At 72.2% G+C, this 22,694-nt stretch carries 21 protein-coding genes; 11 read left to right on the top strand and 10 right to left on the bottom strand.

From position 1 onward, the window contains the following. The first annotated feature begins 3 nt into the window (after positions 1 to 3). Complete coding sequence (locus tag ACI2LY_RS24270) at positions 4 to 984, top strand: NAD(P)H-quinone oxidoreductase (RefSeq protein WP_404709015.1); 981 nt, start codon at positions 4 to 6, stop codon at positions 982 to 984. A gap of 69 nt (positions 985 to 1,053) precedes the next feature. Here the strand turns inward: ACI2LY_RS24270 and ACI2LY_RS24265 are convergent, their stop codons facing one another. Further along, complete coding sequence (locus ACI2LY_RS24265; protein WP_404709014.1) at positions 1,054 to 1,563, bottom strand: hypothetical protein; 510 nt, start codon at positions 1,561 to 1,563, stop codon at positions 1,054 to 1,056. 216 nt (positions 1,564 to 1,779) lie between these two features. Here ACI2LY_RS24265 and ACI2LY_RS24260 point away from each other — a divergent pair, with 216 nt between their 5' ends. After that, complete coding sequence (locus ACI2LY_RS24260; protein ID WP_404709013.1) at positions 1,780 to 2,319, top strand: bacterial proteasome activator family protein; 540 nt, start codon at positions 1,780 to 1,782, stop codon at positions 2,317 to 2,319. A 59-nt stretch (positions 2,320 to 2,378) separates the two neighbouring features. Here ACI2LY_RS24260 and ACI2LY_RS24255 read toward each other — a convergent pair whose 3' ends face one another. After that, positions 2,379 to 3,983, bottom strand: a complete 1,605-nt coding sequence (locus ACI2LY_RS24255; RefSeq protein WP_404709012.1) for a protein kinase — start codon at positions 3,981 to 3,983, stop codon at positions 2,379 to 2,381. Positions 3,984 to 4,342: 359 nt separating this feature from the next. Between ACI2LY_RS24255 and ACI2LY_RS24250 the strand changes: the two genes are divergently transcribed. Then, positions 4,343 to 5,992: a protein kinase gene (locus tag ACI2LY_RS24250; protein ID WP_404709011.1), complete on the top strand. Its 1,650-nt coding sequence runs from the start codon at positions 4,343 to 4,345 to the stop codon at positions 5,990 to 5,992. Between the two features lie 66 nt (positions 5,993 to 6,058). Here ACI2LY_RS24250 and ACI2LY_RS24245 read toward each other — a convergent pair whose 3' ends face one another. Further along, complete coding sequence (locus tag ACI2LY_RS24245; RefSeq protein WP_404709010.1) at positions 6,059 to 7,102, bottom strand: phosphotransferase; 1,044 nt, start codon at positions 7,100 to 7,102, stop codon at positions 6,059 to 6,061. A 493-nt stretch (positions 7,103 to 7,595) separates the two neighbouring features. Here ACI2LY_RS24245 and pdhA point away from each other — a divergent pair, with 493 nt between their 5' ends. From pdhA to ACI2LY_RS24230, 3 genes are read left to right on the top strand one after another with little or no spacing between them, the layout of a single operon-like run. Then, positions 7,596 to 8,786: a pyruvate dehydrogenase (acetyl-transferring) E1 component subunit alpha gene (gene pdhA, locus ACI2LY_RS24240; RefSeq protein WP_404709009.1), complete on the top strand. Its 1,191-nt coding sequence runs from the start codon at positions 7,596 to 7,598 to the stop codon at positions 8,784 to 8,786. Position 8,787: 1 nt separating this feature from the next. Beyond that, positions 8,788 to 9,765: an alpha-ketoacid dehydrogenase subunit beta gene (locus ACI2LY_RS24235; RefSeq protein ID WP_401450930.1), complete on the top strand. Its 978-nt coding sequence runs from the start codon at positions 8,788 to 8,790 to the stop codon at positions 9,763 to 9,765. Positions 9,766 to 9,775: 10 nt separating this feature from the next. Then, positions 9,776 to 11,152 (top strand): dihydrolipoamide acetyltransferase family protein, encoded by a 1,377-nt coding sequence (locus ACI2LY_RS24230; RefSeq protein ID WP_404709008.1) that lies wholly within the window; start codon positions 9,776 to 9,778, stop codon positions 11,150 to 11,152. 272 nt (positions 11,153 to 11,424) lie between these two features. On the opposite strand, the gene ACI2LY_RS24225 is transcribed toward ACI2LY_RS24230, so the two are convergent. Then, positions 11,425 to 12,321, bottom strand: coding sequence for a D-alanyl-D-alanine carboxypeptidase family protein (locus tag ACI2LY_RS24225; protein WP_404709007.1), 897 nt, complete (start codon positions 12,319 to 12,321; stop codon positions 11,425 to 11,427). A gap of 212 nt (positions 12,322 to 12,533) precedes the next feature. On the opposite strand from ACI2LY_RS24225, the gene ACI2LY_RS24220 reads away from it, so the two are divergent. Both ACI2LY_RS24220 and ACI2LY_RS24215 read left to right on the top strand, forming a co-directional pair. Beyond that, positions 12,534 to 13,184 (top strand): GntR family transcriptional regulator, encoded by a 651-nt coding sequence (locus ACI2LY_RS24220; RefSeq protein WP_404709006.1) that lies wholly within the window; start codon positions 12,534 to 12,536, stop codon positions 13,182 to 13,184. Beyond that, positions 13,181 to 14,485, top strand: a complete 1,305-nt coding sequence (locus ACI2LY_RS24215; protein WP_404709005.1) for a nitrate/nitrite transporter — start codon at positions 13,181 to 13,183, stop codon at positions 14,483 to 14,485. Before ACI2LY_RS24220 ends, ACI2LY_RS24215 begins: the two co-directional genes overlap by 4 nt. Positions 14,486 to 14,492: 7 nt before the next feature. On the opposite strand, the gene ACI2LY_RS24210 is transcribed toward ACI2LY_RS24215, so the two are convergent. Beyond that, positions 14,493 to 15,263 (bottom strand): SAM-dependent methyltransferase, encoded by a 771-nt coding sequence (locus ACI2LY_RS24210; protein ID WP_404709004.1) that lies wholly within the window; start codon positions 15,261 to 15,263, stop codon positions 14,493 to 14,495. 49 nt (positions 15,264 to 15,312) lie between these two features. After that, entirely contained in the window at positions 15,313 to 16,137 is an 825-nt protein-coding gene (locus ACI2LY_RS24205; protein WP_404709003.1) for a maleylpyruvate isomerase family mycothiol-dependent enzyme, read from the bottom strand. A 199-nt stretch (positions 16,138 to 16,336) separates the two neighbouring features. Between ACI2LY_RS24205 and ACI2LY_RS24200 the strand changes: the two genes are divergently transcribed. After that, the gene (locus tag ACI2LY_RS24200) at positions 16,337 to 17,131 is read left to right on the top strand and encodes a carbon-nitrogen family hydrolase (RefSeq protein WP_404709002.1); all 795 of its coding nucleotides are present in this window, start codon (positions 16,337 to 16,339) and stop codon (positions 17,129 to 17,131) included. A 14-nt stretch (positions 17,132 to 17,145) separates the two neighbouring features. Here ACI2LY_RS24200 and ACI2LY_RS24195 read toward each other — a convergent pair whose 3' ends face one another. Both ACI2LY_RS24195 and ACI2LY_RS24190 read right to left on the bottom strand, forming a co-directional pair. Next, complete coding sequence (locus ACI2LY_RS24195; protein WP_404709001.1) at positions 17,146 to 17,640, bottom strand: LURP-one-related/scramblase family protein; 495 nt, start codon at positions 17,638 to 17,640, stop codon at positions 17,146 to 17,148. A gap of 32 nt (positions 17,641 to 17,672) precedes the next feature. Then, positions 17,673 to 18,662: a GlxA family transcriptional regulator gene (locus tag ACI2LY_RS24190; protein ID WP_404709000.1), complete on the bottom strand. Its 990-nt coding sequence runs from the start codon at positions 18,660 to 18,662 to the stop codon at positions 17,673 to 17,675. A 51-nt stretch (positions 18,663 to 18,713) separates the two neighbouring features. Between ACI2LY_RS24190 and ACI2LY_RS24185 the strand changes: the two genes are divergently transcribed. Together ACI2LY_RS24185 and ACI2LY_RS24180 are read left to right on the top strand one after the other, a co-directional pair. Next, complete coding sequence (locus ACI2LY_RS24185; RefSeq protein WP_389003921.1) at positions 18,714 to 19,112, top strand: cupin domain-containing protein; 399 nt, start codon at positions 18,714 to 18,716, stop codon at positions 19,110 to 19,112. Positions 19,113 to 19,141: 29 nt separating this feature from the next. After that, positions 19,142 to 20,980 carry a thioredoxin-like domain-containing protein gene (locus tag ACI2LY_RS24180; RefSeq protein ID WP_404708999.1) on the top strand — a complete coding sequence of 613 codons (1,839 nt, stop codon included), beginning with the start codon at positions 19,142 to 19,144 and terminating at the stop codon, positions 20,978 to 20,980. Between the two features lies 1 nt (position 20,981). Here ACI2LY_RS24180 and ACI2LY_RS24175 read toward each other — a convergent pair whose 3' ends face one another. Together ACI2LY_RS24175 and ACI2LY_RS24170 are read right to left on the bottom strand one after the other, a co-directional pair. Next, entirely contained in the window at positions 20,982 to 21,227 is a 246-nt protein-coding gene (locus ACI2LY_RS24175; RefSeq protein ID WP_404708998.1) for a DUF6458 family protein, read from the bottom strand. 83 nt (positions 21,228 to 21,310) lie between these two features. Beyond that, positions 21,311 to 22,621, bottom strand: coding sequence for a M18 family aminopeptidase (locus ACI2LY_RS24170; RefSeq protein ID WP_404708997.1), 1,311 nt, complete (start codon positions 22,619 to 22,621; stop codon positions 21,311 to 21,313). Positions 22,622 to 22,694 lie beyond the last annotated feature (73 nt).

The following is a 22,694-nucleotide window of genomic DNA, read 5'->3' as shown; positions in this document are numbered from 1 at the left end:
GGCATGTATGCGATCACGATTTCCGAACCCGGCGGGCCCGAGAACCTGACCTGGACCGAGGTGCCCGATCCGGTGCCCGGCGAGGGCGAGGTGCTGGTCGAGGTGGTGGGCAGCGCCGTCAACCGCGCCGACATCATGCAGCGCCAGGGCCACTACGACCCGCCGCCCGGCGCCTCCGCGTACCCCGGTCTGGAGTGTTCCGGCCGGATCGCCGCGCTCGGTCCCGGGGTCTCCGGCTGGTCCGTGGGGGACGAGGTGTGCGCGCTGCTTTCGGGCGGCGGCTACGCCCAGAAGGTCGTCGTCCCGGCCGGACAGCTGCTGCCGGTGCCCGAGGGCATCGGCCTGGTGCAGGCGGCCGCGCTGCCCGAGGTGGCCTGCACGGTGTGGTCCAACGTCTTCATGCTGGCCCACCTCAGGCCCGGCGAACTGCTGCTCGTGCACGGGGGGTCCAGCGGTATCGGCACCATGGCGATCCAGCTGGCCAAGGCCATCGGCGCACGGGTGGCGGTGACCGCCGGGACCAAGGAGAAGCTGGACTTCTGCGCCGAGCTGGGCGCGGACATCCTGATCAACTACCGCGACCAGGACTTCGTCGCCGAGATCGAGCGGGCCACGGACGGCGCGGGCGCCGACGTCATCCTCGACAACATGGGCGCCAAGTACCTGGGCCGGAACGTGGAGGCGCTGGCCGTCAACGGCCGCCTGATGATCATCGGGATGCAGGGCGGCACCAAGGGCGAGCTGAACATCGGCATGCTGCTGGGCAAGCGCGGCGCGGTCAGCGCGACCTCGCTCCGGGCCCGCCCGCTGAGCGAGAAGGCGGCCATCGTCGCGGCCGTGCGCGAGCACGTCTGGCCGCTGATCGCGTCGGGTGTCGTCCGTCCGGTGGTGGACCGGGAGTTGCCGATGGCGGACGCGGCCGAGGCGCACCGGGTGGTGGAGGGCAGCGGCCACATCGGCAAGGTGCTGCTGGTCGCCCCGTAAGCGGCTCCGCCCATCAGTCGCCCCGTAAGCGGCTCGGCCAATCAGTCGCCCCGTAACCGGCCCGGCCGGTCAGGTGCGGCGGATGCGCAGGCCCACCAGGGCCAGGGCGAGTCCGAGGCCGAGCAGGACCAGTCCGGTGCCCAGGGGGAGGAAGCGCGGCGGCCGGGCCGAGGTGCCCTCCCCCTGCCGTACGGCGGCGGGCCGCGAGGCCGGGGCGGTGGCCGAGGCGGTCGGGGTGGGCGCGGCGGGGCTGTCGGCGGTCTCCGGCTCCTCCGGGTAGGCGGCCGCCGGGGTGGTGGGCGTGCCGCTGCCCGCCGGGTCCTGGGCCTGCTCCTCCGGGTCCGGCCGCGCGGGGCGGCCCGGCCGCATCCGCCCTTCCCCGCCCCGGCTCCCGGCCCGCGCGGGCTTGGAGACGGTCGGGGACGGCGAAGCGGTGTCGGCGGCGTTCCGGGCCCGCACGGCGGGGGCGGAGGAGCGGCCCGAGGGCGTGGGGGAACCCGGCGGGGCGCTCTCCGCGCCGTACGCGGTCGCGGTGCCGCACACGGGGGCGGCCGTCGCCAGGACGAGCAGCACCCGCACGAGGCGGAGCGTGAGTCGTAGCCATGGAGTCACGTCGGTGACCTCCGGAGGAATGCCGAGGGAAAGACGGAGTCCAGCCTCACATTTCATGGCGGAACGGGCATTCCGGGTTGGGCCGTCGGGGGTGGGCCCGGGCGGGCGCCGGTCCGGGTGCCGGATCACCGGCGGGTGGGGGTGCGTCGGTGAGGGAGTGACGGGGTGCGAGAGAATGACGGCATGGAGATGCCGAGGAACGAACGGTCGCCCGAGAATCCCCCGATCCTCGTCGTGGGTCAGGACGGGATGGCGCTCGGTGGTGGCACGGACGAGGGCTCCCGCGAGATTCCGGTGACGGAGCAGGTCGAGCAGCCGGCGAAGGTCATGCGGATCGGCAGCATGATCAAGCAGCTGCTGGAGGAGGTGCGCGCCGCTCCCCTGGACGAGGCGAGCCGGGTGCGGCTGAAGGAGATCCACGCCAGCTCGGTCAAGGAGCTGGAGGACGGTCTGGCGCCCGAGCTGGTGGAGGAGCTGGAGCGGCTGTCGCTGCCCTTCACCGACGAGGGCACGCCGAGCGACTCGGAGCTGCGGATCGCGCAGGCGCAGCTGGTGGGCTGGCTGGAGGGCCTCTTCCACGGCATCCAGACCACGCTGTTCGCCCAGCAGATGGCCGCGCGGGCCCAGCTGGAGCAGATGCGCCGCGCGCTCCCGCCGGGCGCGGTCCCGGAGGGCCCCGACGACCAGCACCTGGGCGGCCGCTCGGGCGGGCCGTACCTCTAGACACTCGAAGCGAGAAGGGCCCGGCGGGAGCAGATCCGCCGGGCCCTTCTCATATGCGCCTACTGCGGCGGCTCGCCCGTGGAGACGCTCAGCGAGACCTCGCCCATGTTCTTCGGGTCGACATCCGTGCCGGGGGCGGGGAACTGGTCGAGGACCGTGCCGTCGCCCCAGGTGTTGTTGTCTTCCTTCTTCACCGTGTACCGCCAGCTCGCGGCCTGGAAGCACGCCTTCACGGAGTCGATGTTCTTGTACCGGAAGTCGGGCAGCCGGACCTTCTTCTCGTCGTCGTAGGACTCCTGCGGCTCGGTGCACTCGGTGGTGTCGATCGTCCGGGAGGTGTCCGGACCCCGGTAGCCGGAGCCGTGCGTGGACGCGGAGGCGCTGGGGGAGCCGCCGCCTCCGTGGGCCTTGTCGGCGTTGTCGTCCATGATCAGCGCGATCAGCAGGCCCGCCACCAGCACCGCGGCCACCGCGACCGAGCCGATGAGGACCGGCCTGCCGCTCCGGCCGCCACCGGAGGAGGGCACCGTCGTCGGCGGCTGGGCACCGTAGGCGGGCGCCGGGTGCTGGCCGTACGCGGGCGGCGTGGGGTAGCCGCCCTGCTGGGGGTAGCCGTAGGACGGGGGCGGGGTGCCGTAGGGGTTCGGCGTCGGCTGGTACGGCTGGTGCACCTGGCCGGGGTGCGGCTGCGGGGCCGTGTGGTCCACCGGCGGGAACACCGCCGAGCCCACGCCCGAGCCGCTCTGCGCCGGGCCCGCGCCGGGCACGATGCTCGGCGCCGCCTGCTGGAGGGAGGCGGCCACCCGCAGGCACTCCTCGCGCATCGACTCGGCGGTGGGGAAGCGTTCGTTGGGGTTCTTCTTCAGCGCGCGGGCCACCAGGGCGTCCACGGCGGGAGGCAGCGCGCGGTTGATCGAGGAGGGCGCGACCGGCTCCTCCTGGACGTGCGCGTAGGCGATGGCCAGCGGGGAGTCCGCGTCGAACGGCAGCCGCCCGGTGACCAGCTGGAACAGCATGATGCCGACCGAGTACAGGTCGGAGCGGGCGTCCACGCCCCGGCCGAGGGCCTGCTCGGGGGAGAGGTACTGCGGGGTGCCGACGACCATGCCGGTCTGCGTCATCGAGGTGACCCCGGACTGCATGGCCCGCGCGATGCCGAAGTCCATCACCTTGACCACGCCGCGCTTGGTGGTCATCACGTTGCCCGGCTTGATGTCCCGGTGGACCAGCCCCTTCTCGTGGCTGATCTCCAGCGCGGCCAGCACGTCCGCGGTGATCTTGAGGGCCTTGTCGGCGGGCATCGCGCCGAACCGCCGTACGTCGTCGGCGAGTACGGAGCCGAGCGGGCGGCCCTCCACGTACTCCATGACGATGTAGGGCATGCCGTCCGCTTCGTCCTCGCCGGTGTCGAAGACGGAGACGATGTTGGTGTGCGTGAGCTTGGCCACGGCCTGGGCCTCGCGGCGGAACCGCTCGCGGAACGCCTGCTCCCGGCCCAGCTCGGTGTGCAGGGTCTTGACCGCCACCTGACGGTCCAGCACCGAGTCGTGGGCCAGGTGCACGGAGGCCATGCCGCCCTCGCCGAGCAGGTCGTGGAGCTGGTAGCGGCCACCGGCGAGTGCCCGCCCCGTGTAGCGGCCGCCCTGTGCGCCGTCCTGGCTCATCGTTCCGTGTCCCCCACTGGCCCGTCGGAGCCGTCATCGACCGAAGACGCGGCACGAGGCACACGGCTTGATCGAATGTGTCATTCCCGGCCAAGTCTGCCCGAGGGCACGGACACGTCAAGCCCGGTGCCCGTTCCGTGACCGTACGCGAAAGAAGCGTCGCGGAAGCGTTACCGCAGGCGTACGAGCAGTGCACGGAATTTGCACGGGGGCCTGTGCTGCGGGTTTCATGGCCGGTCCGTCCTGGGCCCGTCCCGGTGCCGGATCGGGACCGGCGGCCACCGGCGAGGCTGTAGCGTGGCCGACGGAGTCCGTATCAACACCGCGCGCATCGCGGGCAGAAACGACGGCGAGGACCGATGGCACAGACGCACGGCGCCCAAGGCCCGTCCGACCCCGAGGCGGTGGCCGGCGGCGGCATGGCGGAGGCGCCGGAGAACTGGGGCAACGGCGGACTCGTCGGCGACGGCCGCTACCGGCTCACCCACCGGCTCGGCCGGGGCGGCATGGCCGAGGTGTTCGCGGCCGAGGACGTCCGTCTGGGCCGTACCGTCGCGGTCAAGCTGCTCCGCGCCGACCTCGCCGAGGACCCCACCTCCAAGGCCCGCTTCACGCGCGAGGCCCAGTCGGTGGCCGGGCTCAACCACCACTCGATCGTCGCCGTGTACGACTCCGGCGAGGACCAGGCGAACGGCCAGGCCGTGCCGTACATCGTGATGGAGCTGGTCGAGGGCCGCACCATCCGTGAGCTGCTGCTCGAAGCCGACGCACCGGGCGCCGAGCAGGCCCTGATCATCGTCTCCGGCGTGCTGGACGCGCTCGCCTACTCGCACCAGCACGGCATCGTGCACCGTGACATCAAGCCCGCCAACGTCATCATCACCGACGCGGGCGCGGTCAAGGTGATGGACTTCGGCATCGCCCGCGCCCTGCACGGCGCCTCCACCACGATGACCCAGACCGGCATGGTCATGGGCACCCCGCAGTACCTCTCCCCGGAGCAGGCGCTCGGCAAGGCCGTCGACCACCGCTCCGACCTGTACGCGACCGGCTGCCTGCTCTACGAACTCCTCGCCCTGCGGCCCCCGTTCACCGGTGAGACCCCGCTGTCGGTGGTCTACCAGCACGTCCAGGACATGCCCGTACCGCCCTCGCAGGTCACCGCCGGGTGCCCGCCGGAGCTGGACGGCCTGGTCATGCGCTCCCTCGCCAAGGAGCCGGACGACCGCTTCCAGACGGCCGAGGAGATGCGCGGCCTGATCCAGTACGGCCTGCAGATGCTGTACGACCAGGGCGCCCACTCCGGCACCTGGAACACCGGCCCGGTGGACGCCCCGGCGGGCGCGCCGACCCCGCCCGGCGGCTACGCGGGCACCACCGTGATGCCCCAGTCCGGCGGCTACGGCGGCGGCACCACGCAGATCCCGCAGCCGATCCTGCCCGGCGGTTACGGGGGCGGCGACGACGGCGGCTTCGAGGGCCACGGCAACAAGGGCAGCGGCAAGGGCAAGCTGTGGGTGCTGGCCGCGCTCGCGGTGGTGGCGGTCGTGGCCGGTGTCGCGCTCGCGCTGAACAACACCGGCGGCGACGACACCCCGAGCGACAAGCCGTCCCCGAGCGTCTCCCAGACGCACAAGGACGACAAGCCGTCCGAGACGCCGACCGACGACACCACCAAGGAGCCGACGGACGACCCGGCCACGCAGGACGGCGGTTCGGGCTGGAGCAACGGCGGCTCGGAGTACACCCCGTCCGAGCGGCCGACCGACCCGGGCACGTCCGAGCCGTCGGACGACCCGACCGACCAGCAGACCAGCCAGCCGCCGACCGACCCGCAGACCTCGCCGCCCGCCACGGGCGACGCGGCCGGCGGCACCGGTACGGACGCGGGGACCACGGCCGGTACGGGCAACGCGGGCGGCACCGACCAGGGCACCACGGCCGGGGCCGGTGGTGCGGACGCCGGTGCGGCGGCCGGAGCGGACGCGGCCGGCGCGAACGGCACTTGAAGGCCGACCTCGCCGGCCCCAGGAACGGGCCCGGACGGGCCTGTCGGCTGACCGTGCCGACGCGGCTCAGCCCGTGAAGGCGTCGCACACCGCGTCGTACTCCCGTGTCCACCACACCGCGAGCGCAGAGGCGGCCGGGAACTGGCAGTCGGCGCGGGTGTCACCGCGCTCGTAGTGCCAGCGCAGCATCCAGAAGTCGTTCAGGCGCTCCCACCACACCCGGTGCACGGCCGCCGCCAGCTCCGCGGGGGTGGCGCGGGCCGCGCGCCGGTACGCCCGCGCGTACGCCCGCGCCTTGGGCAGGTCCAGCATCCCCGCGGGCCGCACGAAGAAGATCGCGGCGGCGCGTACGGCCTCCTCGGCGCGGGGCTGCACCCCGAGGCGGTCCCAGTCGACGATGGCGGCCGGGGTGCCGCCCCGGTAGAGCAGGTTGAACGGGTGGAAGTCGCCGTGCACCCAGCCCACCGGGCCCCCGCGCGGCGGCCGCCGGTCGGTGTGCTGCTCCAGCAGCGACCGGCGTTCCAGCAGGCGGTGGCGGGCCAGGTCGTCGAAGGCGTCGGCGGGCTTGTGGCGGTGGACATGGCCGAGCAGGTCGTCGATCAGGGCGAAGGTGTCGGCCGGGTCGGCGCTCTCCACCGGGTGCGGGCTGGTGGCCGGGCGGGTGCGCCCCTTGGGCGGCATCACGGCCTCCAGGCAGGCGTGCACGGCGCCCAGCAGCGCGCCCAGGCGCGCGCTCTCGGAGCGGGTGAGCTGGCCGCCGTGCAGATGGCCGCCGTCGACCCAGGGGTGCAGGGCGTAGGCGTGGCCGCCGACGACCGCGACCGTGCGGCCCTCGCGGTGGGTGAGCGGCGGGACGGCCGGGACACCGACCTCGGCGAGGCGCTGGGTGGCCAGATGGCGGCGCTCGATGGCGTCGGGGTCGGCGGTGTCGGGGTCGAAATGGTGCTTCAGGAAGTAGCGGCCGCGCGTGGTGCGCACCCGGTAGCCCCGGTTGAGCAGCCCCTGGTCGACCGGTTCGCAGGCGAGGGCCGTACCGGCTCCGTACAGGGGTAACAAGGTGCCGAGCGGGGGCGCGTGGGGCACGACAGGTGGTACACGAAGGCGCTGCACGCGCCGATGCTAGGGCACGAAAAGACCCCGTGAGCTGGGGATTGTCACAGGCAGTCGTCGGCGGTCGCATTCGGTCACCCGCAGCGCCGCAGTGAACTTCGCAGCGCAATTCGGGAGGCGCGCGAAAGAAATCCCCGACGGCCCCCGGTGACGCGCCGGGACTCTTCCTTTGAGCTGGGTGCGCGGGATAACGTGCCGTTGCTCCGGCCTCCTGCAAGGCTGTGACCAGCGAACTTCCGGGCTATGTCGATTTACTTGGAAATCCAAGCAAAATCGCAGGTCAGGTGGGGTTTCACAGAAATGTGGAGCACTGGGTAACGTTAAAAGCCGCAGGCGCTCGCCGGGGCACCTGTCACGCCTGTTCCCGGCCGAGCGGCACCCACCCCGTGCCCGGTGGTCGAGAAGAGGTGGCCGCTCCCCCCGGCTCCGACCGAGCAAGGGGGAACCCAGGCTCACCGGCAACCCCGTGGGCCGGAACGACGGAGGAGCACACGTGACCGTGGAGAGCAGTGCCGCGCGCAAGCCGCGACGCAGCGCCGCAGGCAAGGCCGGTACCGCCGGTACCGGGCGCAGCACCCGCAGCACCGCGAAGCAGGGCACCGAGCCGGAGCTGGTGCAGCTGCTGACGCCGGAGGGCAAGCGGGTCAAGAACGCCGAGTTCGACGCCTACGTCGCCGGCATCACCCCCGACGAGCTGCGTGGTCTGTACCGCGACATGGTGCTCACCCGCCGCTTCGACGCCGAGGCGACCGCCCTCCAGCGCCAGGGCGAGCTGGGCCTGTGGGCCTCGCTGCTGGGCCAGGAGGCCGCCCAGATCGGCTCCGGGCGCGCCACCCGCGAGGACGACTACGTCTTCCCGACCTACCGCGAGCACGGCGTCGCCTGGTGCCGCGGGGTCGACCCGACCAACCTGCTCGGCATGTTCCGGGGTGTGAACAACGGCGGCTGGGACCCCAACGGCAACAACTTCCACCTGTACACGATCGTCATCGGCTCGCAGACGCTGCACGCCACCGGCTACGCGATGGGCGTGGCCAAGGACGGCGCGGACTCGGCCGTGATCGCCTACTTCGGCGACGGCGCGTCCAGCCAGGGCGACGTGGCGGAGTCGTTCACCTTCTCCGCGGTCTACAACGCCCCGGTCGTGTTCTTCTGCCAGAACAACCAGTGGGCGATCTCCGAGCCCACCGAGAAGCAGACCCGCGTCCCGCTCTACCAGCGCGCCCAGGGCTACGGCTTCCCCGGCGTCCGGGTCGACGGCAACGACGTGCTGGCCTGTCTCGCCGTGACCCGCTGGGCGCTGGAGCGCGCCCGCAACGGCGAGGGCCCGACCCTGGTCGAGGCGTTCACCTACCGGATGGGCGCCCACACCACCTCCGACGACCCCACGCGCTACCGGCACGACGACGAGCGCGTCGCCTGGGAGGCGAAGGACCCGATCCTGCGCCTGCGCACCTACCTGGAGGCGTCCAAGCACGCGGACGACGCGTTCTTCGCGGAACTCGAGGCCGAGTCGGAGACGTTGGGCAAGCGAGTGCGGGAGGCGGTCCGCGCCATGCCGGACCCGGACCGCTTCGCCATCTTCGAGAACGTGTACGCGGACGGGCACGCGCTCGTCGACGAGGAGCGCGCCCAGTTCGCCGCCTACCAGGCGTCGTTCGCGGACGCGGAAGGGGGCAACTGACATGGCCGAGAAAATGGCTCTGGCCAAGGCGATCAACGAGTCGCTGCGGCGCGCCCTGGAGACCGACCCCAAGGTTCTCGTCATGGGCGAGGACGTCGGCAAGCTCGGCGGTGTCTTCCGGGTGACCGACGGCCTCCAGAAGGACTTCGGCGAGGACCGGGTCATCGACACCCCGCTCGCCGAGTCCGGCATCGTCGGCACCGCGATCGGCCTGGCGCTGCGCGGCTACCGCCCGGTGGTGGAGATCCAGTTCGACGGCTTCGTCTTCCCGGCGTACGACCAGATCGTCACCCAGCTGGCGAAGATGCACGCCCGCTCGCTGGGCAAGGTCAAGATGCCCGTCGTCATCCGCATCCCCTACGGCGGCGGCATCGGCGCGGTCGAGCACCACTCCGAGTCCCCCGAGGCGCTGTTCGCGCACGTGGCCGGTCTGAAGGTGGTCAGCCCGTCCAACTCCTCGGACGCCTACTGGATGATGCAGCAGGCCATCCAGAGCGACGACCCGGTGATCTACTTCGAGCCCAAGCGGCGCTACTGGGACAAGGGCGAGGTCGACCCCGAGCTGATCCCCGGCCCGCTGCACAAGGCGAGCGTGGTCCGCGAGGGCACCGACCTCACGCTGGCCGCGTACGGCCCGATGGTCAAGCTGTGCCGGCAGGTCGCCGACGCGGCCGCCGAGGAGGGCAGGTCCCTGGAGGTCCTCGACCTCCGCTCGGTGTCCCCGCTGGACTTCGACACCATCCAGACCTCGGTCGAGAAGACCCGCCGTCTGGTGGTCGTCCACGAGGCACCGGTGTTCCTCGGCTCCGGCGCGGAGATCGCCGCGCGGATCACCGAGCGGTGCTTCTACCACCTGGAGGCGCCAGTGCTCCGGGTCGGCGGCTATCACGCCCCGTATCCGCCCGCGCGCCTGGAGGACGAGTATCTGCCGGGCCTGGACCGGGTGCTCGACGCCGTCGACCGCGCCCTTGCGTACTGAGGAAGGTTTCGTGACGACGATGACGGAAGCTTCCGTGCGCGAGTTCAAGATGCCGGACGTGGGCGAGGGGCTCACCGAGGCCGAGATCCTCAAGTGGTACGTGCAGGTCGGGGACACGGTCACCGACGGCCAGGTGGTGTGCGAGGTCGAGACCGCCAAGGCGGCCGTCGAACTCCCCATCCCCTACGACGGGGTGGTGCGCGAGCTGCGCTTCGCCGAGGGCACGACGGTCGACGTGGGTACGTCGATCATCGCGGTGGACGTGTCGGGCGGGGCTGCTCCCGAGCCTGCCCCGGCCGAGCCTGCCCCGGCCGAGCCCGCTCCCGCCGTGGAGGAGGCCGAGCCGCAGGGCCGTACGCCGGTGCTGGTGGGGTACGGCGTGGCCGCGTCCTCCACCAAGCGGCGCCCCCGCAAGGGGCCCGAGGTGGCGGTCGTCGCCGCTCCCGCCGAGCTGAATGGGCACGGCGCCGCCGCTCCGGTGAAGGAGCGCCCGCTGGCCAAGCCGCCGGTGCGCAAGCTGGCCAAGGACCTGGGCGTCGACCTGGCGCGGGTCACCCCGTCCGGGCCGGACGGCATCATCACGCGTGAGGACGTGCACGCGGCGGTGGCCCCGGCGGAGCCGGTGGTCGAAGCCCCGGTTCCGGCGCAGGCCGCCGCGCCCGCTGTGGCGGCGGTGCGGGACTCCGCCCGCGAGACCCGTATCCCGGTCAAGGGGGTCCGCAAGGCGACCGCGCAGGCGATGATCGGCTCGGCGTTCTCGGCGCCGCATGTCACGGAGTTCGTGACGGTGGACGTGACGCGGACGATGAAGCTGGTCGAGGAGCTGAAGCAGGACAAGGAGTTCCAGGGGCTGCGGGTGAACCCGCTGCTGCTGATCGCCAAGGCCCTGCTGGTCGCGATCAAGCGCAACCCCGAGGTCAACGCGTCCTGGGACGAGGCCGCCCAGGAGATCGTGCTCAAGCACTACGTCAACCTGGGCATCGCGGCGGCGACCCCGCGCGGGCTGATCGTCCCGAACATCAAGGACGCGCAGGACAAGACGCTCCCGCAGCTGTCGGCGGCGCTGGGCGAGCTGGTCACCACGGCCCGCGAGGGCAAGACGTCCCCGGCGGCGATGCAGGGCGGCACGGTGACTATCACCAACGTCGGCGTCTTCGGCGTCGACACCGGTACGCCGATCCTGAATCCCGGCGAGTCCGCGATCCTCGCCGTCGGCGCGATCAAGCTCCAGCCCTGGGTCCACAAGGGCAAGGTCAAGCCCCGCCAGGTCACCACCCTCGCCCTCAGCTTCGACCACCGCCTGGTCGACGGCGAACTCGGCTCCAAGGTCCTCGCCGACATCGCGGCAATTCTGGAACAGCCGAAGCGGTTGATCTCCTGGGCTTAGCGAGCCCTTTCCACCTGCGGAAATGCCGAGACCGTAACCTCCAGTTACGGTCTCGGCATTTCTCGTTCTGCAAGTCTCGGCGCCACCCCTTACCTGCGGGAATGCTGAGACTGTGACTTCCAGTCACAGTCTCGAGAAACTCTCGATGGCCTGCCTCCGCACGTGATCCCCGGTCGCCGCGTAGGTAGTAGGACAGGCGAGTTGGCGCAACGCGAAGGGCCCGCCCCCGCGGAGTGAACCGGGTGGGGGCGGGCCCTGGAGTGGTGCGGGGCTTACTTGGTGAAGCCGTAGTTCAGGAGCTTCGTGGCGTCCGTGCCGCGCTGGGGGACGGAGGACGACGCGAGGACCGTGCCGATGACCGTCTTGCCGTTGCGGGTGGCGGCGAAGACCAGGCAGTACTTGGCCTCGGGGCCGGAGCCGGTCTTGACGCCGATGGTGCCGCTGTAGCTGCTCAGCAGCGTGTTGGTGTTGGTCCACGCCGTCATGGTGCGGCTGGCGCCGGACTTGGTGATCGTCTTGGCCGTGTACGACTTGGTCTTGACGATCGCGCGGAAGTTCGCGCTCTTCATCGCGCTGCTGGCGATCTTCGTCAGGTCGCGCGGGGTCGAGTAGTTCGAGCCCTTGCCGATGCCGTCGAAGGAATCGAAGTGCGTGTTCTTCAGGCCGAGGGCCTTCGCGGCGGCGTTCATCTTGCCGAGGAAGGAGTTGACGCGCGCGGTGTGCGTGCTGCCCGCGCCGTACTTGTCCGCGAGGACGTACGCGGCGTCGCAGCCGGACGGCAGCATCAGCCCGTAGAGGAGCTGACGGACGGTGACCTTGTCGCCGACGATCAGCCGCGCCGAGGACGCGTTGTTGGCGACGATGTAGTCGCTGGCGCCCTTCGGGATCGTGATCTTCTCGTCCAGGTTCAGGTTCGGCTGCGCCAGCACGACCTTCGCGGTCATGATCTTGGTGGTGGAGCCCGTGGAGCGCTTGGTGTCCGCGGCCTTGGTGTACAGCGACGCACCGGTGGAGTTGTTCATCACGTAGCCGCCCGCGGCCACGATCGAAGGCGCGGAAGCGGCCTGCGCGGGCGCTGCGGTGAGGGCACTGGTGGTGAGCAGCGCGCCGGACGCGACGGCGACGGCGGCGGCCCTGCGGAGGGAGGAGCCCTTGATGCCGGTAATCAAAGCGAAATACCTCGATTGTCTGAAATGCCCTTTGGGTGCGGCCTAGTTGAGGTGCCTTGAAAGGAGAGCCGCACGTGTGTGACACGTGAGCGGCCCCCATGGTTGCACTCCGTCGGAAGGAAATTTCCGGCGTCGTGCTGACGCCCCCTCATCCAGGTCCGCATGCTGGACCACACTGTCCCATGCGTGCGTGTTGTATCTATCCTGTGGGCATGCAAACGGCCACCAGGCAGCCACCCGCCGCCGACCGCGTCTACACCCACATCAAGCAGGGCGTCCTCGACCGCCGGTACGAGGGCGGCACCCTGCTCACCGAGGGCGAGCTGGCCGAGGCGGTGGGGGTGTCCCGTACCCCGGTCCGCGAGGCGCTGCTGCGGCTGGAGGCCGAGGGGCTGATCCGGCTGTACCCGAAGAAGGGCGCGCTGGTGCTGCCGGTCTCCGCGCAGGAGATCGCCGACGTCGTCGAGACCCGGCTGCTGGTCGAGGAGCACGCCGCCCGCAAGGCGGTCCCCGCGCCGCCCGCCCTGCTGGACCGGCTCGCCGAGCTGCTCCAGCGGCAGCGGGAGCAGGCCGCTGCGGGCGACTTCGCCGCCGCCGCCGTCACCGACCGCTGCTTCCACGCCGAGATCGTGCGCAGCGGCGGCAACGAGATCCTGTCTCGCCTCTACGACCAGCTGCGCGACCGCCAGCTGCGGATGGGCGTCGCCGTGATGCACTCGCACCCCGACCGGATCGCCAAGACCCTCGCCGAGCACGCCGAGATCCTGGACGCGCTGCGCGCCGGGGACGCGGCGGCGGCGGTCGGCATCGTGCACCGGCACGTCGGCTGGTTCTCCGAGCTGGCGCGCGGGGAGATCCGATGAGCCGGGCCGCCACCACCCTGCCGGGTGACCCCCCGGGCGGCCGCCGGGCCGTCGCCGTGTGGTCGATCGGCGTCGCGGTCTACTTCGTCGCCGTCATCTTCCGCACCTCGCTCGGCGTGGCCGGACTGGACGCGGCCGACCGCTTCCATGTGAACGCCTCCGCCCTGTCGACGTTCTCGATCCTCCAGCTGCTCGTGTACGCGGGCATGCAGATACCCGTCGGCCTGCTGGTCGACCGGCTCGGCACCAAGAAGGTGCTCTGCCTGGGCGCGGTGCTGTTCACGGCCGGGCAGCTGGGCTTCGCCTTCTCCCCGTCGTACGGCACGGCCCTCGCCTCGCGCGCGCTGCTGGGCTGCGGGGACGCGATGACGTTCATCAGCGTGCTGCGGCTCGGCACCCGCTGGTTCCCGGCCCGGCGCGGGCCGTTCGTGGCCCAGCTCGCCGGTCTGGTCGGCATGGCGGGCAACCTCGTCTCCACCCTGGTGCTGGCCCGGCTATTGCACGGGCTCGGCTGGACCCCGGCGTTCGCGGGCAGCGCCCTCGCTGGCGTGGTCGTACTGGTGCTGGCGCTGCTGTTCCTCAAGGACCACCCCGAGGGGCACGAACCGGAGCCCTTCCCGCACCAGGGCGCCGCGTACGTGCGCCGCCAGATCGCGGAGGCGTGGCGGGAGCCCGGTACCCGGCTGGGGATGTGGGTGCACTTCACCACCCAGTTCCCGGCGATGGTCTTCCTGCTGCTGTGGGGGCTGCCGTTCCTGGTGCAGGCGCAGGGGCTCAGCCGGGCCACCGCGGGCGAGCTGCTCACCCTGGTGGTGCTGTCCAACATGGTGGTCGGGCTGGTCTACGGCCAGGTCGTCGCCCGGCACCACGCGGCCCGGCTCCCGCTGGCCCTCGGTACGGTCGCCGCGACCGCCGTCATGTGGGCGCTGACCCTCGCCTGGCCGGGCGAGCACGCGCCGATGGCGCTGCTGCTGGTGCTGTGCGTGGTGCTCGGCGCCTGCGGTCCGGCCTCGATGCTGGGCTTCGACTTCGCCCGCCCCGCCAACCCGCCCGAGCGGCAGGGCACCGCCTCCGGCATCACCAACATGGGCGGCTTCATCGCCTCGATGACCACGCTCTTCGCCATCGGTGTCCTGCTGGACGCCACCGGTGACGACTACTCCGTGGCGTTCTGCGCGGTCTTCGTCCTCCAGGCCCTCGGCCTCAGCCAGATCCTCCGCCTGCGCGGCCGCGCGGACCGCCGCGAGCGGGAGCGGCTGGTGGCGAGCCGGGTGGAGACGGTGCACGTGCCCGCGGCGTGACCGGCGGTCAGCGCAGGACCGGTACGAGGGTGAGGTAGGCCATCCCCAGCACCCCCCGGTAGCTCATCCACTGCTTCCGGTGCCGGTCCAGGCGTTCGCGGAGTTCGGTGGCGTCCGGGTGGTCCGGGTGCCCGGCGAGCCAGACCTCCTGGTCGGCCTGGTAGGCGGACTCGAAGTCCTCCCACTCCGCGAGGGTCGCCGTCTCCGTCCACTCGGGGCGGAAGCCCGCTTCCACGGCGAGGTCGAGGAGTGCGGCCAGGCTGACGTGGTCGGCCGCACCGGCACCCGGCCACATGCCCGCCAGCTCGGCCTCCGTGGGCGTCCGCTCCCAGAAGCCCTCGCCGAGCAGGACCCGGCCGCCGTCGGACACCAGCCGCCGCAGCGAGCGCAGCGCCTCCGCCGTGGGCGCGTCGGCCTCGCTCAGCGCCTGGCTCGCGCCCAGGCACAGGACCAGGTCGGCGGGTCCGCGCCCGGTGCCCCGCGCGGACTCCGCCACGAACTCCACCCGCCCGGCGAGCCCCCGCGCCTCCGCGCCACGGCGCCCGCGCGCGAGGTCCTCCTCGTTGACGTCGACACCCGTGCCCCGCGCCTCCGGGACCGCGTCCAGCACCCGGAGCAGCAGCTCGCCCCAGCCGCAGCCGATGTCGAGCACGGTGCGGGGGCGGGTCGCGGCGAGCCGCTCGACGATCGCGGCGGCGCGCCCGGAGGAGAGCGGGCCGTGGAAGGTGAGCCTGCTCAGCCGGGTCGGCCGGGTGTCCTGCGCGGAGTCCGTGGTCATGCCGGGCACGCTAACGGCGCGCCACGACACCGGCATCCCAATAACAGGGTCAGGGCGTGACGGTGAAGTTCCGCAGGATCGCCGCCGTCAGTTCCGGGTCGCCCTCGGTCTTGATCCGGTCGCCCGCCGCCTCCGGGCTGATCCGGCCGCAGGCCAGCCGGAAGTACGTCTCCCAGTCGAGGGTGAAGGCCGCGGCGGGTCCGAGCGCGGGTGCCGTCTCCAGCGTGCCCCGGCCCTGGATGTCGACGCGGATCGTGCGCAGGAACTCCACCGGCCCGTGCACGTCGAAGACGATCGCCGAACTGCGCGGCGCCTCGGCCTTCTTGGCGACCACCTTGGGGAGTCCGGCCAGCAGCAGATCGCGGGTGACGAGCGCGCCGGGCGAGTCGAGGTTGCCGGGGCGGCCGAGGGCGGTCCGCAGGTCCTGCTCGTGCACCCACACGTCGAACGCCCGCATCCGCATGGCGAGTTCGAGGGTGATCTCCGTGCCCATCGGACCCCGGACGACGGTGTCGGGCTGCCGGGACTCGTTGCGCAGCTGGCGGTTGCGGCGGATGACCGTGTACTCCAGCTCGGAGGTCATCTCCGGTGCCGTGTGGTGGCGGCGGACGTCGACCTGCATCTCCATGTACCGCTGGCCCTCGGTGGAGACGTGGAAGAGGTCGCTGGGCAGGGAGTGGATGGGCCGGGGGTCGCCGAGCATCTCGCAGTCCAGGCCGATGACATGGGAGACCACGTCCCGCACCGACCAGCCGGGGCACGGCGTGCGCCGGTTCCACTCGGCCTCGGCCAGCGGGTTCACCAGCTCGGCTATCGCCTCGACCGAGTGGCTCCAGGCGTCGGCGTAGGGCTGGAGAGTGGGATGCAGACTCACAGGAACAGGACCCCTCGGCGGTCGTTACACGGGCAGAATCGGCGGCTGCACTGGGCGGGCGTCTGGAGACTCCCCGGACTCTCGGCTTCTCTCGAGCAGGGGAACCCCCAAGTTACGCTGCTCCGATACGCCCCGGCAGTGCTTTCGTGTGACGATCGTAGGCCCGTGGGAACGACTCGAATGCCAGGACGGTGGTAGTGTGCGCGCCTCGCTGATCCAGATCCGTGTGGACGAGGACGAATCCGTGGCCGCCCGGCGCTCACGCGCGGCGGAACTCGTCCGGGGCCGGGCGGACGCCGACCTGGTGATCCTGCCCGAGCTGTGGACCACCGGGGCCTTCGCCTACGACACGTTCGCCACCGAGGCCGAGCCGCTGGCGGGCCCCACCCACGAGGCGATGGCCCGGGCCGCGAAGGACGCGGGCGTCTGGCTGCACGCCGGGTCGATCCCGGAGCGGGACCCCGACGGCACCCTCTACAACACCGCGCTCGTCTTCTCCCCCTCCGGTGAACTCACCGCGTCCTACCGGAAGATCCACCGCTTCGGCTTCGACGAGGGCGAGGCCGTGCTGATGGGCGCCGGGCGCGCACCCGTCACCGTCCCCCTGTCGGAGACCACCCTCGGCCTCGCCACCTGCTACGACCTGCGCTTCCCCGAACTCTTCCGCGCCCTCACCGACGCCGGCGCCGAGACCCTGGTGGTCTCCGCGGGCTGGCCCGAGCGCCGCCGCGCCCACTGGACGCTGCTGGCCCAGGCGCGGGCGGTCGAGAACCAGGCGTACGTCCTCGCCTGTGGAACGGCCGGTACGCACGCGGGAGTCGCCCAGGCGGGTCACTCGATCGTGGTGGACCCGTGGGGCGAGGTGCTGGCGGAGGCGGGCCCGGACGAGGAGGTCCTCACGGTCGAGTTCGACCCGGGGAAGGTCCCGGCGACCCGTGAGCAGTTCCCCGCCCTGAAGGACCGGGTCCTCGGCCTGGACCCGCCCCGCCGCTGAAGCCCGGCCGGGCCTCAGTCGTCCTCCCGCTCCTTCTCCGCGAGGTGGATCACGCACACCGCGACCGCGATGAGCAGGGTCGGGTCGGCGTCGTCGCGGACGACGTCGACGCCGTAGGTGTCCCGGACGGTGAGCCAGCGGCGGGAGATCACCGCGAGGAGTTCGCCCGCGTACTCGATGGCGAACTCGCGGTCCAGGATCTTGCCGCTGACGTCGAGTTCGGTGCCGTCGACCAGGGTCACGCGGTAGTGGTTGCGCAGCAGGGAGAGGCGCTTGTGCCGGACCGTGGCCAGGTCCTCGCCGTCCCGCTGGATGGCCATGGTGTCGCGCAGGGCGAACATCTTCTTGTGGATGTCGATCAGGACGTTGCCGTCGGTGTCCTTCAGCTCGAAGGTGTCCCGCAGCCGCATGGCCTTGCCGTCGACGAGGAAGACCTTGCGGCCGCTCTCGTCCTCGATCCAGTAGTCGTCGCCGATGCCCAGCAGACGGTCGCGCACGAGGAATCTCATGTCTGAAGCGCTTCCCCGGCGGGAGGCGTTCCTCACCGGGCGGCGGGCCCGAACCGCTTCCGGTACTCGGAGGGACTCAGTCCGGTCTCCCGGCGCAGCCGCGCCCGCAGGTTGGCCGCGGTACCCAGCCCGCAGCGCGCGGCGACCACGTCGAGCCGAGTCTCCCCACGCTCGATCAGACGGCAGGCCAGCGCGGCCCGTTCCCCGGTGAGCCACGCCAGCGGGGTGGTGCCGAGACGGTCGCGGAAGCGCCGGTGGAGGGTGGCGGGGGAGACGGCGGCACGGGCGGCGAGGTCGGCCACCGTGAGCGGTTCGCCGAGCCGTTCCTGCGCCCAGGCCAGCAGCGGGCCCAGCGAGCCGTCGGGCACCTCGGGCAGCGGGCGTTCCACGAACTGCCGCTGTCCGCCGTCCCGGTGGGCGGCGAAGACCAGGCGCCGGGAGACCGCGTTGGCGAGCTCGGCGCCGTGGTCCCGCTGCCACAGGTACAGCCCTAGGTCGAGCGCGGCCGCGCTGCCGGAGGCGGAGAGCACGTCCCCGTCGTCGACGAAGAGCACGTCCGGCTCCAGCAGCACCCCGGGGTGCAGCCGCCGGAAGGTGTCGGCCCACTTCCAGTGCGTGGTGGCCCGGCGTCCGTCGAGCAGTCCGGCCTCGGCGAGCGCGAAGGTGCCGGTACAGAAGCTGACGACGCGGGCGCCCCGCGCGTGCGCGCGCCGGATCGCGTCCCGTACGGGTGCCTCGCGCGGGACCACGTTGTCCGGGCGGCCCGGCACGACGAGGGTGTCCGCGCCGTCCACCGCGTCCAGCCCGGCCACCCCGGTCAGGGTGAAGAAGCCGTGGTTCATCCGCACGTCGGGGGTCGGCGCGCACAGCGTGACCTCGTACGGCGGTGTGGGCAGGCCGAGTTCGGGGCGGGGCAGGCCGAACAGCTCGGTGGCGACACCGACCTCGAACGGGTTGGTGCCCGCGTCCACCAGGACGGCGACCTGATGGGTGCGTCGCACATGCGAGGATTCTTGCGCCATATGCGATTCCTAGCACTCGTGTGGTCCGCGCACACACCCCACGATGAAGGCATGGCAACCGAAGAGCCCCGCTCCCTCCCCCAGGTCCTCGCCTCCTTCACCGATCAGTGGAGCCCCCGCATCGTCGCGTCGGTCAACGACTACGACGTCCGCGTGGCCAAGGTCGAGGGCGAGCATCTCTGGCACGCGCACGACGACACCGACGAGTTCTTCCTCGTCCTCACCGGCGAACTCCACATCGCGCTGCGCGAACCGGCCGGTGAGCGCACGGTCGTCCTGCGCCAGGGCTCCGTCTTCACCGTCCCCCGGGGCACCGAGCACAAGCCGTACGCCCCCGTCCCCACCGAGATCCTGCTCCTCGAACCCACCGGCACCCTGAGTGTGGGCGACCGACATGACGAGGTCCCGGACCATGTGGACGCCACCACAGGGCACGCCCTGGACCGCTGACTCCCGCTCTCGGGTGGCACCCTTGAAGCATGAACGACTCCGCTTCTCGACGTGTCCGTGTCCGTGCCCCCGAGCTGGTCGGCAAGGGCGGCTGGCTGAACACCGGCGATCAGCAGTACACCCTGGCCGACCTGCGGGGACGCATCGTCATCCTCGACTTCTGGACCTTCTGCTGCATCAACTGCCTGCACGTCCTGGACGAGCTGCGCGAGCTGGAGGAGCGGCACCCGGACACGGTGGTCGTGGTCGGCGTGCACTCCCCGAAGTTCGTGCACGAGGCCGAGCACCAGGCGGTCGTGGACGCGGTCGAACGGTACGGCGTGGAGCACCCCGTCCTGGACGACCCGGAGCTGGCCACCTGGAAGCAGTACGCGGTACGGGCGTGGCCGACGCTGGTGGTGATCGACCCGGAGGGGTATGTGGTCGCCCAGCACGCCGGTGAGGGGCATGTGCACGCCATCGAGCGCCTGGTGACCGAGCTGGAGGCCGAGCACGAGGCCAAGGGCACCCTGCGCCGGGGCGACGGCCCCTACGTGGCACCGGAGCCCGAGCCGACCGTGCTGCGCTTCCCCGGCAAGGCGCTGCTGCTGCCCTCGGGGAACTTCCTGGTCAGCGACACCACCCGGCACCAGCTGGTCGAGCTGGCCGAGGACGGCGAGAGCGTCGTACGCCGGATCGGCTCCGGCGAGCGCGGGTTCGCGGACGGCCCGGCCGAGCGGGCGTCTCTCAACGAGCCGCAGGGTCTCGCGCTGCTGGCGGACGGCTCCGTGGTCGTCGCCGACACCGTGAACCACGCCCTACGCCGCCTGGACCTCGCCTCCGGTGCGGTCGCCACGCTGGCCGGGACCGGAAAGCAGTGGATGCAGGGCGCGCCGACCTCGGGCCCGGCCCGCGAGGTCGAGCTGTCCTCACCGTGGGACGTGGCCGTCTTCGGCGGCCAGGTGTGGATCGCCATGGCGGGCGTGCACCAGCTGTGGACGTACGACCCGGCGGCGGAGACCGTCCAGGTCGCGGCCGGTACGACCAACGAGGGGCTGGTGGACGGCCCCGGCGCCGAGGCGTGGTTCGCCCAGCCCTCCGGGCTCGCGGCGACCGAGGACCGGCTGTGGCTGGCGGACTCCGAGACCTCGGCCCTGCGCTGGGTGGACCTCGACGGCGCCGTGCACACCGCCGTCGGCACCGGCCTGTTCGACTTCGGCCACCGGGACGGCGAGGCCGGGCAGGCCCTGCTCCAGCACCCGCTGGGCGTCACCGCGCTGCCGGACGGCTCGGTCGCCGTGGCCGACACCTACAACCACGCCCTGCGCCGCTACGACCCCGCCACCGGCGAGGTCACCACGCTGGCCACCGATCTGCGCGAGCCCAGCGACGCCGTGCTCGTCGGTGACGACATCGTGGTGGTGGAGTCCGCCCGCCACCGGCTGACCCGGCTGCGGCTGCCCGAGGAGGCGGTACGCGTGGAGGCGGTCGCCCACCGCACGCAGCGCGCCGCCACCGAGGTGGCGCCCGGCCGACTGCGGCTGGACGTGATCTTCCAGGCCCCGGCGGGCCAGAAGCTGGACACCCGCTACGGCCCCTCGACCCGGCTGCTGGTCTCCGCCACCCCGCCCGAGCTGCTGCTCAAGGGCGAGGGCGCGGACAGCGACCTGAGCCGCGAGCTGGAACTCGACCCGGCCGTCGGCGAGGGCGTGCTGCACGTCTCCGCGATGGCCGCGTCCTGCGACGACGACCCGGCGAACGAGTACCCGGCCTGCCATGTCCATCAGCAGGACTGGGGTGTCCCGGTGCGTCTCGTCGAGGGCGCGGCGGACCGGCTGCCGCTGGTGCTGGCGGGCCTTGACGCGGGTGCCGCGGGCGAGGGGCGCTGACTCAGGCGCCGTAGCCGTCCGAGTAGCCGTCGCGCGGCGCGTGCCGCTCCTCCTCCACCACCCGGGTGGGCGGGACCACCACGCGGCGGCGCCGGGCGATGCCGCTGAAGGTCACCAGGCCGATGAGACCGGCCGCCATGAAGATGACGCCGACCAGGTCGAGGTTGACGCCGCTCATGTGCCAGTCGGTGGCAAACGTGAGGATCGCTCCCACGGCTATCAGGATGATGCATCCGCCGAGGCCCATGAGATCTCGCCTCCCCTTCCGAGTTTCCGGAATCTCCGGTCCCGTTCGGCGAGTACCCCCCATCCGGCCGACTAGCCCTCCAACTAGCCCTCCAGAAAGGCCGTCAGGGCCTCGGCGAGGAGGAACGGGTCCTCGGCGCCGCACAGTTCGCGCGCGCTGTGCATGGAGAGGATGGCGACGCCGATGTCGACGGTGCTGATGCCGTGGCGGGCGGCGGTGATGGGGCCGATGGTGGTGCCGCAGGGCATCGAGTTGTTCGAGACGAACGTCTGGAACGGCACCCCGGCCCGCTCGCACGCGGCGGCGAACACCGCGCGGCCCGAACCGTCCGTGGCGTAGCGGTTGTTGACGTTCACCTTGAGGATCGGGCCGCCGTTGACCCGCGGGTGGTGCGTGGGGTCGTGCCGCTCCGCGTAGTTGGGGTGCACGGCGTGGCCGGTGTCGGAGGAGAGGCAGACGGTGCCCGCGAAGGCGCGTGCCCGGTCCTCGTAGGAGCCGCCGCGCGCGAACACCGAGCGCTCCAGGACGCTGCCGAGGAGCGGGCCGTCGGCGCCGGTGTCGGACTGGGAGCCGTTCTCCTCGTGGTCGAAGGCGGCCAGGACCGGGATGTGGGTGAGCGTTTCCCCGGAGGTGGCGGCGGCGATCAGCGCGGCCGTACCGGCGTGCACGGACAGCAGGTTGTCCATCCGGGGCCCGGCGACCAGCTCGCGGTCCCGGCCCAGGTAGGCGGGCGCCTCGACGGGGTACGTCATGAGGTCCCAGCCCGCCACCGAACCGGTGTCGAGACCGGCCTCCTCCTCCAGGAAGGCGATCAGGTCGCCCTCGTGGACGTCGTTCCCGAGGCCCCACACGGGCTGGAGGTGGCGCTGCTTGTCGAGCTTGAGGCCGTCCGCGGAGACCGAGCGGTCCAGGTGGATGGCGAGCTGCGGCACCCGCAGCAGCGGGCGGTCGATGTCGACCAGGACCGAGCTGCCGTCGCGCAGGGTGAGGCGGCCCGCGAGGCCGAGGTCGCGGTCGAGCCAGGAGTTCATCAGCGGCCCGCCGTAGATCTCCACCGCGACCTGACGCCAGCCGTGCGCCCCGCTGTCCGGCTCGGGCTTGACCCGGAGGTTCGGGGAGTCGGTGTGCGCGCCGATGATCCGGAACGGGGTGTGCGGGGTGGCGCCCTCGGGGACGTACCAGGCGATGACCGCGCCGCCGCGCAGCACGTACCGGCCGCCGCTGCCGGTGCCCGCGGGGGTGTCCCACGCCTCGGTCTCGGTGACCTGGGTGAAGCCCGCCTCGTCCAGCCGCGCGGCGACGTTCGCCACGGCGTGGTACGGCGTCGGGCTCGCCGCCAGGAAGGCCATCAGGTCGTCGGTGTGGCCGCGGTCGAAACGGGACGGTGCGCTCATGGCGTTTACCTTAACGACGAGCGCGGGCCCGCTCCCCGGTAGGAGGGGAGCGGGCCCGCGACGGTTTCGGGAA

Source organism: Streptomyces sp. NPDC002176, from assembly GCF_044903645.1.
Taxonomy (GTDB): Bacteria; Actinomycetota; Actinomycetes; order Streptomycetales; family Streptomycetaceae; genus Streptomyces.
Note: the sequence above shows the minus strand (reverse complement) of the source record. Positions and strands in the feature narration are given on the sequence as shown.